At 51.7% G+C, this 13,651-nt stretch carries 10 protein-coding genes; 8 read left to right on the top strand and 2 right to left on the bottom strand.

The window, feature by feature from the left end:
• Positions 1 to 14 precede the first annotated feature (14 nt).
• From AC1DF0_RS23855 to AC1DF0_RS23880, 6 genes are all read left to right on the top strand, one after another.
• Positions 15 to 575: a DUF4256 domain-containing protein gene (locus AC1DF0_RS23855; protein ID WP_442051087.1), complete on the top strand. Its 561-nt coding sequence runs from the start codon at positions 15 to 17 to the stop codon at positions 573 to 575.
• A 185-nt stretch (positions 576 to 760) separates the two neighbouring features.
• Entirely contained in the window at positions 761 to 2,554 is a 1,794-nt protein-coding gene (locus AC1DF0_RS23860; RefSeq protein ID WP_477575547.1) for an extracellular solute-binding protein, read from the top strand.
• A gap of 107 nt (positions 2,555 to 2,661) precedes the next feature.
• Positions 2,662 to 3,558: an ABC transporter permease gene (locus AC1DF0_RS23865; RefSeq protein WP_477575548.1), complete on the top strand. Its 897-nt coding sequence runs from the start codon at positions 2,662 to 2,664 to the stop codon at positions 3,556 to 3,558.
• A 24-nt stretch (positions 3,559 to 3,582) separates the two neighbouring features.
• Positions 3,583 to 4,461: an ABC transporter permease subunit gene (locus AC1DF0_RS23870; protein ID WP_475824214.1), complete on the top strand. Its 879-nt coding sequence runs from the start codon at positions 3,583 to 3,585 to the stop codon at positions 4,459 to 4,461.
• An 82-nt stretch (positions 4,462 to 4,543) separates the two neighbouring features.
• Entirely contained in the window at positions 4,544 to 6,325 is a 1,782-nt protein-coding gene (locus AC1DF0_RS23875) for a sensor histidine kinase (protein ID WP_477575549.1), read from the top strand.
• On the top strand, positions 6,300 to 7,916 hold the full coding sequence (locus AC1DF0_RS23880; protein WP_442051092.1) for a response regulator transcription factor: 1,617 nt from the start codon (positions 6,300 to 6,302) through the stop codon (positions 7,914 to 7,916). Before AC1DF0_RS23875 ends, AC1DF0_RS23880 begins: the two co-directional genes overlap by 26 nt.
• A gap of 46 nt (positions 7,917 to 7,962) precedes the next feature.
• Here AC1DF0_RS23880 and AC1DF0_RS23885 read toward each other — a convergent pair whose 3' ends face one another.
• Both AC1DF0_RS23885 and AC1DF0_RS23890 read right to left on the bottom strand, forming a co-directional pair.
• Entirely contained in the window at positions 7,963 to 8,142 is a 180-nt protein-coding gene (locus AC1DF0_RS23885) for a hypothetical protein (RefSeq protein WP_442051093.1), read from the bottom strand.
• A 257-nt stretch (positions 8,143 to 8,399) separates the two neighbouring features.
• Positions 8,400 to 9,068, bottom strand: a complete 669-nt coding sequence (locus tag AC1DF0_RS23890) for a transcriptional regulator (protein ID WP_477575550.1) — start codon at positions 9,066 to 9,068, stop codon at positions 8,400 to 8,402.
• 270 nt (positions 9,069 to 9,338) lie between these two features.
• On the opposite strand from AC1DF0_RS23890, the gene AC1DF0_RS23895 reads away from it, so the two are divergent.
• Complete coding sequence (locus tag AC1DF0_RS23895; RefSeq protein ID WP_477575551.1) at positions 9,339 to 10,487, top strand: response regulator; 1,149 nt, start codon at positions 9,339 to 9,341, stop codon at positions 10,485 to 10,487.
• Entirely contained in the window at positions 10,484 to 13,537 is a 3,054-nt protein-coding gene (locus AC1DF0_RS23900) for an ATP-binding protein (protein WP_477575552.1), read from the top strand. Before AC1DF0_RS23895 ends, AC1DF0_RS23900 begins: the two co-directional genes overlap by 4 nt.
• Positions 13,538 to 13,651 lie beyond the last annotated feature (114 nt).

The following is a 13,651-nucleotide window of genomic DNA, read 5'->3' on the forward strand; positions in this document are numbered from 1 at the left end:
GAGGAGGAACTAACATGACAAACCGGGAGCTGTCGCCCGAACTAATTGAAGGGCTGCTCAAAACATTGAAAGGCCGATTCGAGAAAAACACGAACCGCCATGAGGACCTGTTATGGACCGATGTGCAGGCAAAGCTCGAGGCTAATCTTGAAAAACTGTGGTCGCTGGGTGAAATGGAAAAAACCGGCGGCGAACCGGACGTTGTTGGCCATGATAAGAAGACGGACGAATACATTTTCATTGATTGTTCAGCGGAAAGTCCGAAAGGCCGCAGAAGCATTTGTTATGACCGTGTTGCGCTGGATTCAAGAAAAGAGCATAAACCTGCCAATAGCGCTATGGATATGGCTGCCGACATGGGTATTGAGCTGTTAACGGAAGAACAATACCGGAAGCTGCAGGAATTCGGGAATTTTGATTTGAAAACATCGAGCTGGGTAATAACACCTGCTCCTATTAGAAAACTCGGAGGAGCCCTCTTTTGTGACCGCCGCTACGACACTGTCTTCGTGTACCACAATGGAGCAGAATCCTATTATGCTGCCAGAGGCTTTCGCGGGCTGCTAAGGGTATAACCTTATGCAAATAAAATAACTCATTTACCTCCAATGAACCCAGTGCCTCGACGGTACTGGGTTTGTTTGACGTACATGAATGTACGTTTTTCGTTATCACGTTAAAATTCGAATATATACGCAGTCCCGCTTAGTCCATATAATTTGAATCGTACCACTAAATGCGAAGGGAAAAGGGGAAAACGATGATTCGATATGCGAAGGTTGTAAAGCTATTAGCACTTTCGATTGCAATTGGACTATTACCGACATTAGCGGCATGCACGAGCGGCAACGGCAACAATAATAACACCGGAAACTCTACAGCCGCAACAAGCAGTCCAACAACAGACAATAGCAATAAAGAAGAGGCGACGGAAGCTTGGAAGCAGAAGTTCGATCCTCCGGTTACGATTACGACGGCCATCGTAGACGATGGCACCTCGAGGGGCAACGCGTTCAAGCCCGGTGAATCGATGGAGGACAACGCCAATACGCGTTGGATGAAAGAAAACATGGGAATCGACGTGAAATTCGATTTCATCGTGACCAAGCCGGAAGATTACGATACGAAGCTTCGCCTGCTGTTGTCCAGCGGAGGCAAGCTGCCTGACGCGTTCGCGGCAGGGAATGACCCGCTGCAAAACCTGCTGGCGGCGGATAAGCTGCTGCCTTTGGACGAAGCGATCGAGAAATACGCGCATCCCGAATATAAGAAAATGCTGGAGAAGTATGGCTACGCGCTCGGCGAAGTGAAGAAGGACGGCAAGATTTACGGTTTGCCGGCGTTCTTCATGGGCGACGAAGGCACGGTTATGTGGATTCGCAAAGACTGGTTGGATAATCTAGGACTTCAAGCGCCTACAACGCTGGACGAATTCGAGAACGTTCTGAAGCAGTTCACTGAAGGCGATCCGGATAAGAACGGCGTGAAGGACACAATCGGCTTGGCCGTGCCGCTCAAAGAAGGGCCTTGGACGTGGATGGGCCAGACGGACGCGATCGTCTCCGCTCTTACGGATCAAATGATCAATACGTACGACGTGCGCTTGTTCTGGAACAAGGGCGATGACGGCAAGCTGAGCTACGGCGCGATTCATCCGGACGCCAAGCTGTATCTGCAGAAGATGAGCGATTGGATGAGCAAAGGCTACATGGACAAGGAAGCCGGCATCAAGGATCCGGCCAAAGCTTCCGAGCTCGCGGCAAGCGGCAAGGCCGGCATTATGTTCGGACCGTTCTGGATGGGCGACTGGCCGCTCGGCGACGCAACGAAGAACAACCCGCAGGCCGACTTCCAGCCGTATCCGCTCCCCGCTGGGCCGACTGGCTTGACGGGACGCGCGGAGAAGCCGCTGACGCAGGGCTTCACGGTGTTCAACAAAGATTTCAAGCACATCGATGCCTGGTTCGCCTACTTTAACAAAATTATTGCGAAGAAGCTGGAATTGGCGGACGACCCGTACTTCGATCCGCGCTGGAAGGACGGCTACCATGAAGGTTACGATTACGTGAAACTGGACGGCAAAGTCATCAAGGGCAACTACGAAGCGGCAGGCGTACCGGCGGACCAATGGCCGCTCAAGGACGGCGCCACGATCGACATCCGCTTCATGATGACGAATATTCTCGGTAACTTCACGAGCATTCCGAACTCCAACAGCGAAGCGGTCAAGAAGTTCCTGGCCGACCCGAACGCCGAAGCGGTAACGTCCATGGAATTCGACGTCAAGCAAATGAAGCCTAGACAGCTAGCGGCTGCGGGCGTTCGGATTAACCAAACCGTCTCCGAAGGCAAAAACTATTTTACCGGTCCGATGACGGCAACGATGAAGTCGAAGGGCGAATTGCTTAAGAAGCTCGCTACGGAAAGCTATCTGAAGATCATTTACGGCGACAAGCCGATCGAATATTTCGATGATTTCGTTAAGCAATGGCTGGATAACGGCGGCCAGAAAATTACGGACGAAGTCAATGAATGGTACGCGAAAAACCAGTAAACCATCACGGATGACAGTTGAAGAATCAATAAATGGAAGGGGAGGAGAGGGCAGCCTTGGCTCGCTCGCTCCTCCTCGATTTTTTTAGGGGAAAGGGAGGGTTCGTAATGACGGCGTACTGGCGAAAAACTTGGCCATTTCATCTTTTATTGTTGCCGGCTTTGGCATTGGTCATCGTGTTTCAATATATTCCTTTGTTCGGGGCCGTTATTGCCTTCCAGGATTACGAGCCATGGCTAGGGATCAAAAATTCGCCATGGGTAGGCTTAGACCATTTCCGGTACCTGTTCACGTATCCGGACGGCAAGCAAATCATATGGAATACGTTAATTATTTCGGCGTTCAAGCTGGTCGTGAATTTGGTTATTCCGATTATTTTCGCTCTGCTGCTTAATGAAGTCGGCAAAATGTATTTCAAGAGAGCGGTGCAGACCTTCGTTTATTTGCCGCATTTCCTATCGTGGGTTATCCTGGGCGGCATTATGATCGATATTTTGTCGACGGAGGGCGGTATCGTCAATCGTCTCCTCAATTCATTCGGTATCGAGAGCATCTTCTTCTTGGGCAACGGTAACTGGTTCCGGTTCACGGTCGTGTTAAGCGACGTATGGAAGGAATTCGGATTTTCCGCGATTATTTTTCTCGCTACGCTGGTGGGAATCAATCCGGCTCTGTACGAAGCGGCCGAAATCGACGGGGCTACGCGCTGGCAGCAAGTGAGGCTGATCTCCGTTCCGCTGATGATGCCGATCGTGATCGTCGTCGCGACGTTGTCGCTCGGCAGGATACTGGATGCGGGCTTCGATCAAATTCTTAATATTTACAATCCACTCGTCTATTCGCATGGCGATATCATTGATACGTTCGTCTATCGGGAAGGCTTGAACAACGGACAGTTCAGCTTCGGAACGGCAGTAGGCCTATTCAAGTCGGCGATCGGCTTCGTTCTGATCGTCATCAGCTACAGACTGGCTTTCAAATTAGCCAACTATCGGATATTTTAATATAAGCTTGAGGAGGCAGAGACGATGCGCTATCGCTCTAGAGGGTACACCGCTTTTACGATCTCGAACACGATCTTTCTTAGTCTGCTGTCGCTGATTTGCATTCTACCTCTTCTTCACGTGCTTGCGATGTCTTTCAGCTCCCGGGCAGCCGCAACGGCGAATATCGTCAATTTCTGGCCCGTCGGCTTTACGATGGACGCTTACTTGAAGACGCTCAGCAACGCCATGTTCATCAAATCGCTGGGCTTCGGTCTCGAGCGGACGGTGTTGGGCACGGTGCTGTCAATGGCGGTCATCACGATGGCATCGTACAGCTTGTCGAAGTCCATTCATAAGTTCCCCGGCCGTCAAATTTACATCTGGGTGTTCGTCTTCACGATGCTATTCTCGGGCGGGCTGATCCCTTCTTATGTGTTGGTAAGCAAGCTGCATTTGATCGACACGATCTGGTCGTTGGTTCTGCCTACGGCCGTCAGCGTATGGAATATGATTTTGATGCTCAATTTCTTCCGGACGATTCCGCAGGAGCTTGAGGAGGCGGCCCATATCGACGGTGCCGGCCATTTGAGAGTGCTATGGAGCGTTTATTTGCCCGTATCGATGCCGTCCATTGCGACGTTGTCCTTATTCACGATGGTGTTCCATTGGAATTCATGGTTCGACGGCATGATCTACATGTCCAATCCGGACGGGTATCCGCTTGCGACTTATTTGCACTCCATGATTGTTAGTGACAACCTGTCGAGGGTCGGTGTAACATTGGATAGTGTAGCGAACTTTTCTAACCGAACGGTCAAATCGGCGCAAATCTTTATCGGGGCGCTGCCGATTCTGCTCGTCTATCCGTTTCTCCAAAAGTATTTCGTCAAAGGCATCGTGCTTGGCTCGGTGAAATCCTAGGGCGAATGCAAGAAACAATGAAAGCGCTATATTTCCAAGCGTAATCGACCCTCAAAAATAGAGATCAGATCAGGTGAGCCTCATGTACAGAATCAGACGCGGTCCGATTGGAAAATTGAATATTTTCACGAAAGTGATCATCGTTATCGTCCTGATGCTTATCCCGATCATACTCATGTACAATTCTTCGAATAAAACGAGTACGGGCGTTGTCGAGCAAGAGCTGCTTCAGATCAACCTGAATCGAATTAAATTTTTTGTTGAACAGATGGACGTCGAGGCGGACCGGCTATGGAGATCTGCTTTTGTCGTCGCCACCGACCCGGACACGCTGCAGCTGCAGCTGCACACTTCCGCCGAGCCCGCGTATTCCGTGTTGGCTTCGAAGAGGCTTCTGCTGCAGAAGCTGGATATGCAGTCGACCTCCTTCGAATGGGTCAATGATTTTACGGTGTATTCGCCTCTGTCGGAAATCGTCGTTTCTACGAACTTGAAGCAAAATTACGATGCGGAATACTTTAAGGACGCAGTCCAGGAGCGCTGGGATTATCGCGTCATCGTGGCGGACCGGGGACCGGAGAAGGCGTTCGTGCGCGATTTGATTACTCCGTTCGATATCCTTTCCAAGAAGGGCAATCCGAATTTGTATGTCGAAGTGATGTTCACGTCGGCTAATCTTGTGAAAATGCTCGAAAGGTTCATGCAAGGCAGTATCGGACAGCCGTTTCTCTACCATCCGGACTATGATCCGCTCGTGCCGCGGGACCTTGATCCCGATCTGATGGCCGCCATGGCGGACAAATTCGAGACCATTCGAGCGCAGAATCCGACCGAAGGATCGGTCAAGATTACGTTTCGGGATGAACCGTATCTCGTCAACTACGTCACCTCGGAATCGCTGGGCTGGTATATGGTTGATTTCCAGCCGATGAAGAAGGTGCTTGCGCCGATTGACCACAGCAAGCGAATGTTCTACGCTTCGGGCTTGCTGCTGCTGCTGATGGGCATTGCCTCCGCAGCGTTGCTGTACCGCAACGTACAGCTGCCGATCAACGATCTCATCCGAGCGGTCAAGTCGCTTCGGAAGGGCGTGTATAATCATCGGATTAAGCGCGAGAATCGCAACGAATTTCATTATTTGATCGAGCAGTTCAACCTGATGTCCGAGGACATTCAGACGCTCATCGACAAGGTGTATGCGGAGCAGCTTCACGCCAAGGAATCGTCGCTTAAGCATTTGCAAGCGCAGATCAATCCGCATTTCCTGTACAATAACTTCGCCTTTATTCAGAGTATGGCGCAGCTGGAACGAACGAAAGTGATTGTCGCCTTCACGCAGCATCTGAGCCAATACTACCGTTATACGACCCGAACGGAGCAGCAATTGACGGTATTAGCCGAGGAAATGGAATTGATTCGCAACTACTTGGAAATCCACCGGATGCAGTCCGAGCGTCTGCATTTTCATGAACATATGGAAGACGGCATGCCCGCTATTCTTATGCCGAGGCTGCTCATCCAGCCGCTCGTCGAGAACGCGATCGTGCACGGCATGGAAGGTAAGATCGGGAGCTTCGAGATCGTCATCACCGGCAGCATGACCGGGGATGGCTGGAAGCTATCCGTGGAAGACAATGGAGTCGGCATGCAACAAGCCGACTTGGAGGCGTTAAGGCATTCCTTAAACCTGCAGTCGAGCGCGGATCTTAGTCTGGGTCTGCGCAACGTCCATCAGCGCGTAAGAAACTACTTCGGGCAAACCTCGGGACTTCTGGTTGAGCATTCGCAGTTGGGCGGGCTTCGAGTGACGTTGGTGATTAAGAACGGAGGCGATTCCAATGTTGGAAGTTCTGATCGTGGATGATATCCCCTCTCAGGTGGACAGCTTCGCCGCTACGATTCCGAAGGAAGAGCTTGGCATCGGCCGTATTCACAAAGCCTATTCCGGGAGAGAAGCGCTGGCGCTTTATCGGGAACAAAACATCCATATCGTCATTACGGATATACGGATGCCGGAGATGAGCGGAATCGAGCTGATTCATGAAATTCGCGAAATGGGACGCAAAGTTAAAATCGTTGTCATATCGGGTTATGCGGATTTCGAATATGCGAAAAGCGTCGTCCCGTATAACACGTCCGGGTACTTAATGAAGCCGGTGAACCCGGACCAGATGAGGGAGACGCTGGGCAAGTTAGCGGAGGAAATCGCCGGCGAACAGAAGCTGCAACAGGAGCAGCATCGGGACGCCTATGCGTTTCGCGAGAACTTGCCCGCGCTCAAGGGCGAGCTGCTGAATCGTCTGCTGTACGGTTACGGCATTCCGATCGCGGAGCTGGAACGGAAGCTGTTTCTGTTGAACATCCCTTTTACCTTGCAGCAGAGAGTGGGCTTGTTCGTCGTCAGGCTAGAAGGAAAGCTTCAAGACTATGAAAGCATGGATAAAGAGCTTATCGAATATGCGGTTACGAATATGGCGGAGGAGCTGTTCCGGGACGCGTTCCATCTGTGGTTCTGCCGGGATTGCAACGAATATCTCGTTATGATCGTATCGGCCAAAGAAAGCGCGGACGCCAGCGAGCAGGATCTCCGGAATGAAATGGACGTTAGGGCCGCAGCGCTGAAGAAAAAGGTGGGCTCGCTGCTCAGCGGCAGCATATCCATCGTGCTGGCGGAGGATTGGGCGTATTTTCCCGAGGGCATCCCGGGACTGTATCGATCGGTCATCGATGGAATGAGGGCGATCGAGGAGAATCGGCAAAGCGTATTTATGAGGATCGCGGGCAATTCCGATCGGGTGCAGATCGGAACGCTCACCTCGCTGTATCGGCCTCCCCTTCTCATTCATTTGCTCGATACGGGCAACTGGGTGCATGCGGAGGAGAAGCTGATCGAGATATTCGCCGAGCTGAGAAGCAAGAACTATCCTCCCGAGCATGCCAATGAAGCTTATTTTGCCATTGCTAACGCCTACCAGTACATGGCGCACAAGAAAGGGAAGCTGCTTAGCGAGATCGGCGCCTCCTCCTTCGGGCTCATGCCGGCCGCGCCTTCGCTTAACCAGTTGGAGAAGTGGGCCTTCTTCATGCTCCGAAGTCTTAGAGAGCAGTCGGAGGATGGGGGCGAGAAGCAGGCGAGCATGGTTGACAAGGTTCATAAATTCATCGAGGAGAACATGGACGGCAATCTGTCGATGCAGACGATCGCGGCGCATATCGGCCTTCATCCCGCCTACTTGTCGAGAGCCTACCGGGCGGAGACGGGAAACAATCTGAGCGATCACATCCAACGCTACCGGATGGAATTAGCCTCTTACATGCTGCGCAGCAGCGACAAAAAAATATACGAGATTGCCCAAACGATCGGTTATCAGGCAGTCCCGCATTTTATAAAGCTGTTCAAAGCTTTTTCGAATATGACCCCGCAGGAATTCCGCGATAGGGCGGGGATGTCGTGATCTATAGGCAAGCGAGCCCCTTTCTTAACGCGGAAGGGGCTTGTTTTTATTTTATGACAGCGACGATTTTGTTAATGACTACAAAGATGTTTCTTCCCGTTTGGTTTTTTAATTGGACGACTCCGCCTTTCACTCTAATGACTACTCCAATTATTTCTTCTCCTGACACCGTTTTAAGCACAACAGCATTCCCGCGGGAATGTTTCAATATTTTATGAACAAGCATGGATATCCCTCCCATCCAATCTAATAATCTATTAATATGAGATTGATATGGAAGGGTTCGGGCTTCGGGTGTTTTTCTAATGGACACTACGGACGCTTAGCGATCGTTTAATGCTCTGCGTAGTTTCTAATGGACATTACGGATCGTTACAGGCGCTTAAGTAACTAAACTAGTATTCGTATGCCATCTAAGCGTCGCTTTTGTCCATTAGCACCTAGGTGACTGTCGATTGTTAGTTTAAGCGGCTATTTTGTCCGTTATCGGCTAATTAAAAAGTCAGCTAGCTTATAGACGCGGTATCGTTGTTTATCTCCAATGTTCAGCAACAAGTTCTTATCCATTAACTCTTGCAACGTACGTCTAGCCTGCCTATCAGATCGTTGGAGATGAACTGCGAGCTCTCCGGAGGTAAAGGGGCGAAGCAGTCGGCGAGCAAAGCGCAGCGTTTCAGCTTCATCCCAGCAAAGGCCAGCCGTCACGGGCATCGCGACAAACTTGCCTACAAAAGAAAGCGCTAGTTGCCTGCAAAGTTCGGGTTCTTCCTTAATCGATAAGTAGGCAATGGGGAGGAACAACCAGTCGTCAAGTCCAAGCAGCGCTTGCTTCATGCACAGATCCTTAAATCTCCAAGCCTCGATGTCCCTAGCATGTGAGCGGTATCCATGAATTTCGATGCAGCCTTTGGCTCCCAAGGGCATGTACGCCAGATCGAGATAGCGATACTTATTGTTAAGGTCGCGGAGCTCCCATTCGGGATACAAGTGATCCAGGTTGCCTATTGTCGGATACCAGATCGATCTTAGAAACTCAATCGTTGCATGACCTAACCCGCTCTTAAGCCGTTCGCGTCTTCTCGGATTGGATTCTGCGGAAATTTGCTCCTTTAACCATTCCTCGATTCTCCTATCAATAACAGTCACCAACATCACCCCCGTCACCTGAAAATAGAAAAGCCGCCCTGACCACGATCCCTTAATAGGGTTCAAGATCAAAGCGGCATGTGCTTCACGCCAAATGCATTGGATAGTTGGAGTATACCGGATAATAGTAACTGCTGCAATATCGCGAGCTTCTAAGTGCCACTGAACGATATGTAATCAGAATCTAGCAATCTTCATTGATCCGATAATACCAGCATATGGTACAATAGGACGAAATCAAGAGGAGCTATATGAACAACAAGGAGACAAGCCCCGATGATGCGAGTAATGATAGTTGACGATGAAGAAGATGCGCTGGATCTATTGGAAATATTGCTCGGTCAGATCGGGGGCGTCGAGGTCGCCGGAAGATATGTCAATCCGATTCAAGCGATCGATGCTTTGACCCAGTCTCCTGTTGATGCCGTGTTTCTGGATAACCAGATGCCCGGAATGAAGGGGACGGAAGCTGCTAGAAAGATCAGAAGCATGATCCCTCAAATACCAATCGTATTCACGACGGCCTACGCGGAATACGCGGTCGAAGCGTTCGAAATACAGTCGACCGACTACCTATTGAAACCTTTTACGAAAGATAGATTGCAGAACACGGTTGCGCGCATTAATCAAACCTTATCCGAATCCGTCGGTCAGACGCGCCAGAGCGCAAGCGCCGCCTCGACCGTCAACTGTCTGGGAGGCTTCCATTTCGGGGTGCCGGGCGATGCCAACAAGGCTCTGGCATGGAAAACGAAAAAGGAAAAGGAACTTTGCGCGTTTCTGATCCACCATGAAGGAAAATCCGTGAATACCGCATCCATTATCGAGGCATTATGGCCGGGCTACGATCTGAACAAGGCGAAAACGTATTTGTACACCTGCCTGTCCTATCTAAGAAGAAGCTTGGCGGAGCATCATATCCCGATCCATATCCGCAAAGCGGACCAAGGATTCGTCGCCGAATTGGACGGGCTCGCGGTCGATGCAACCGAATTCGAGCGGCTGCTGAGGGGCGTAATGTCCGAAGAGGCCATGGATGAACGGACCTACGACACAATGAACAGGATGTATAAAGGCGAATACATGGAAGCTTGCGATTTCGGCTGGGCCACCGCCAGACAGCTGGAGATCAAAGCCTCTTACGTCCGCGCGCTTCGCAAAGGGTACGCGTATTTTCGAAGACAGGGCAATCGCGCGCTCGCGGCGGATGGCATGCAGAACCTGTTGTCGCTTGTCCCCGATTCCGAGATCGACGGACGCGAGCTGATTCGGCTGCACCTGGAGACGGGCAATCGGAATGAAGCGTATCGAGTCTGTCTGCAGCTGGAGCATGCGGTGCGCAATCAATTAGGCGCAGAGCTGGAGGAGGAGACGCTGGAGTTAATCCGGCAGACGAGAGACAAGACGGAGCGGCAAGCCCGATGAGAAAAAAAGCCGCGGCGGCGATTATTACGTTATCTCTATTGTTGGCAACTTACGGGCTGCTGTTGACCTATTTCTCCATGAATAAGAAACCTATGCCTGTAGCGGCGAACGGTGCCATGGACTTAAGCGCATGGAATTTCGAAGAAGACGGAGTCGTCAGGCTGGACGGGAAGTGGGCGTTTTATCCGGATCGACTTCTTGAAGGTCTAACTTCCCTCCCATCCGCCGCTGCTGGGGGATCAACGCCTGCGTTGATTCAGGTCCCCGGGTCATGGTCCAAGCAGATGAATACGATTGGCATGGCGACCTATCGCCTGCAGCTTCGAATCGATGATGCAAGCGCGGTGTATGGATTGAAAACAGCGTCTATCCACATTTCCAATAGGCTCATCGTCAATGGCCAGGTCGTCGGATCAAGCGGGAATCCGGGCGAGAAGGTGCATTATCAAGCGCTTAACAAGCCGTACGTCAGCTACTTCACGCTGCAGCAGGGCTGGAATGAAATCTTGATTCAGGTGGCAAACCATGAATTCCACGTAAGCAGCGGAATCAACGAATCGCTTCAGCTTGGCAAGGCCGAGCAAATTGCGGGGCTGCGCGATCGGGCGACGGCGCATGATTGGATCGCGTTAACCGCCTTTCTGATCATGGGCTTGTATTTTATCGGACTGTTTTCCCAGCGGAGAAACGATCAATCGCTTGTCGTATTCGGCATCGTTTGCGTATTTATAGCTGCTTTCACGAGCGTCAGCGGCGAGCGGGTCCTATTCGACGTGGTCGGCCCGATCCCGTTCTGGCTGTATTTCCGCATTCAGATGATCCTGACGGTTGGCGTAGGGGCCGGATTTTTCTTGTATGTCTATACGGCCTTCCGGCCTTACAGCCACCAATGGCTCGCGCGGGGAGGTCTGATTGCGGGGGCGATCTTGACCTTGCTGCACATCGGCTTCGCCACCCAGATCACGACGGGGCCGTTTCGCTTGCTGACGTCGTTATACGTGACTTTCGCGTTGCTCTATGCAACCTACGTATTCGTATGCGCGGTCCTGCACAAAGTGGCGGGCAGCTGGTATTTGGCCATGGCGGCTATGGCATTGAACGTACTGGTGCTGAACCAGAATATGTACGTTTATTTCGGCGTGCCGATCTATTCGCTGCCTCCGATCGAACCTTTTCTTGTCCTGCTGATGCTTGCGTTCTTGATGTCGCTCCGGTTCTCGAACGCGTTCCAGAAAATCGAGGAGCTGTCCGGGCAATTGATGCAAGCGGACAAGCTGAAGGATGATTTCCTGGCCCGAACCTCGCATGAATTCAAGACGCCGCTTCATGGCGTGATGAATATTTCCCGTTCGATGCTGGACGATGCGGCACATCCGCCTACCGCCGAGCAGCGGGAAAAGCTCCAGCTGGTTACCGACATTACGAGGAAGCTTTCGCAGCTCGTGTACGATATCTTGGACCTGTCCAAGCTGAAGCAAGGCGAGCTGAGAATCGTTCCGGTGCCGATCGATGTCCGCTCGGTCGCGGAGGCGCAAGTGCGTTTCTATTCCTATCTGTGCACGGAAAACGATATTCAGCTGGTGAATATGATCCCAGCCGAGCTGTCTCCCGCTTTGGCGGATGAAGTTCGAATGAGCCAAGTTATCGGAAACTTGCTGGACAATGCGATTAAACATACGAAGCACGGAAGGATCGTCATTACCGGAAGGGAGCATGAAGGCGGGCTCGAAATCGCGGTGCACGACACGGGAACGGGCATTGAACCGGAGGACCTTCCGTTCATCTTCGAACCGTTCAAATCGTTGGAGGGAACACGGCAACGCGACTTCGGATTAGGCCTTTCGATCGCCAAGCAGCTGGTCGAGCTGCAGAAGGGGACGCTTTCGGTTGCGTCCGCGCCCGGAGTCGGTTCTACCTTTACGTTCACGCTTCCCGTCGCCGGCGACAGAAGCGCAGAGGCATTGCTCTTATCCTATTCAAGTCCCCTAGTCATGCCCAAGGAGACCGAATATTCCTTCGAGACGCCTCATCATGCGAATGTCGACGGCAAGCATACGGTACTGATCGTCGACGATCAGTACGTGAACTTGAAGGTTTTATTGGATGCGCTTCAAGCGCTCGACTATCGCGTGATCGCGGTCAAGAACGGGTACGAGGCGCTGGAGCAAATCGACCGGTCGTGCAGAATCGATCTCGTTATTCTCGATCTAATGATGCCGGGCATGTCGGGATATGAAGTGTGCCAGGAAATTCGCAAGCGATACTCGCTGCTGGAGCTGCCCGTCCTGATGGTGACGGCGGCCTTTCAACCCCAAGACAAGGTGGCGGCATTCCAGGCCGGGGCAAACGATTATTTGCCTAAGCCGTTCGATCTGGAGGAGCTGAAGGCCAGAATCGGCAGCTTGTTATCGATGAAGGAATCGCTAGGCCGTGCGGTCCATATGGAAGTGGCATTCCTGCAATCGCAGATCAAGCCGCACTTCTTGTACAACGTGCTGAACAGCATCGTGGCATCAAGCTATAAGGATGTGGATCGCGCGCGGAAGATGATTGCCGATCTCGCGGATTACTTGCGGGGAAGCTTCCGGTTCAGCAACGCGGACGAGCGCATCGGATTTGCCGAAGAATTCAGCCTCATTCGAACGTACGTGGATATCGAGCAAGCCCGTTTCAAGGATCGCATTCGCTTCGAATATGATATTGCGGAGGCTACCTACGGTTTGCGCATGCCGCCGCTGCTATTGCAGCCGCTTGTCGAGAATGCGATCCGACATGGCATCGGCGATCGCATTGAAGGCGGCACGGTGACGATGACGGCGGTAGAGTCGGACGGAGAGTGGCGTTTCGTCGTGGCCGACGACGGCGTCGGCATCTCCCCGGAACGCTTGAAGACGCTGCTTGAACGAGGCGGTCCCGACGATTCTCAAGGGGTCGGTTTACGAAATATTAACAAACGGTTGAAATACGAATACGGCATTTCGCTGGAACTGGATAGCGAACCGGGAAGAGGTACGAAAGTGACCATACGAATCCCGGCTTCCCCGGTTTAACGGACTGTAACGATTCAATCAACAGGCTCTCGTCGATTTTCGACGGAGCCTGTTTTTTTAAAATATAAGTAAGTATAAAATTGTACGCTTATACTAGGCTTTTATTTCATCCGC

The organism is Paenibacillus sp. 05T425 (assembly GCF_056396205.1).

Bases quoted from the DNA above. Each gene is read 5' to 3' on its own strand.
- AC1DF0_RS23870 (WP_475824214.1), top strand. From the start codon at position 3,583: ATGCGCTATCGCTCTAGAGGGTACACCGCTTTTACGATCTCGAACACG.
- AC1DF0_RS23860 (WP_477575547.1), top strand. From the start codon at position 761: ATGATTCGATATGCGAAGGTTGTAAAGCTATTAGCACTTTCGATTGCA.
- AC1DF0_RS23890 (WP_477575550.1), bottom strand. From the start codon at position 9,068: ATGTTGGTGACTGTTATTGATAGGAGAATCGAGGAATGGTTAAAGGAG.
- AC1DF0_RS23880 (WP_442051092.1), top strand. From the start codon at position 6,300: ATGTTGGAAGTTCTGATCGTGGATGATATCCCCTCTCAGGTGGACAGC.
- AC1DF0_RS23900 (WP_477575552.1), top strand. From the start codon at position 10,484: ATGAGAAAAAAAGCCGCGGCGGCGATTATTACGTTATCTCTATTGTTG.
- AC1DF0_RS23855 (WP_442051087.1), top strand. From the start codon at position 15: ATGACAAACCGGGAGCTGTCGCCCGAACTAATTGAAGGGCTGCTCAAA.
- AC1DF0_RS23885 (WP_442051093.1), bottom strand. From the start codon at position 8,142: ATGCTTGTTCATAAAATATTGAAACATTCCCGCGGGAATGCTGTTGTG.
- AC1DF0_RS23895 (WP_477575551.1), top strand. From the start codon at position 9,339: ATGATGCGAGTAATGATAGTTGACGATGAAGAAGATGCGCTGGATCTA.
- AC1DF0_RS23865 (WP_477575548.1), top strand. From the start codon at position 2,662: ATGACGGCGTACTGGCGAAAAACTTGGCCATTTCATCTTTTATTGTTG.
- AC1DF0_RS23875 (WP_477575549.1), top strand. From the start codon at position 4,544: ATGTACAGAATCAGACGCGGTCCGATTGGAAAATTGAATATTTTCACG.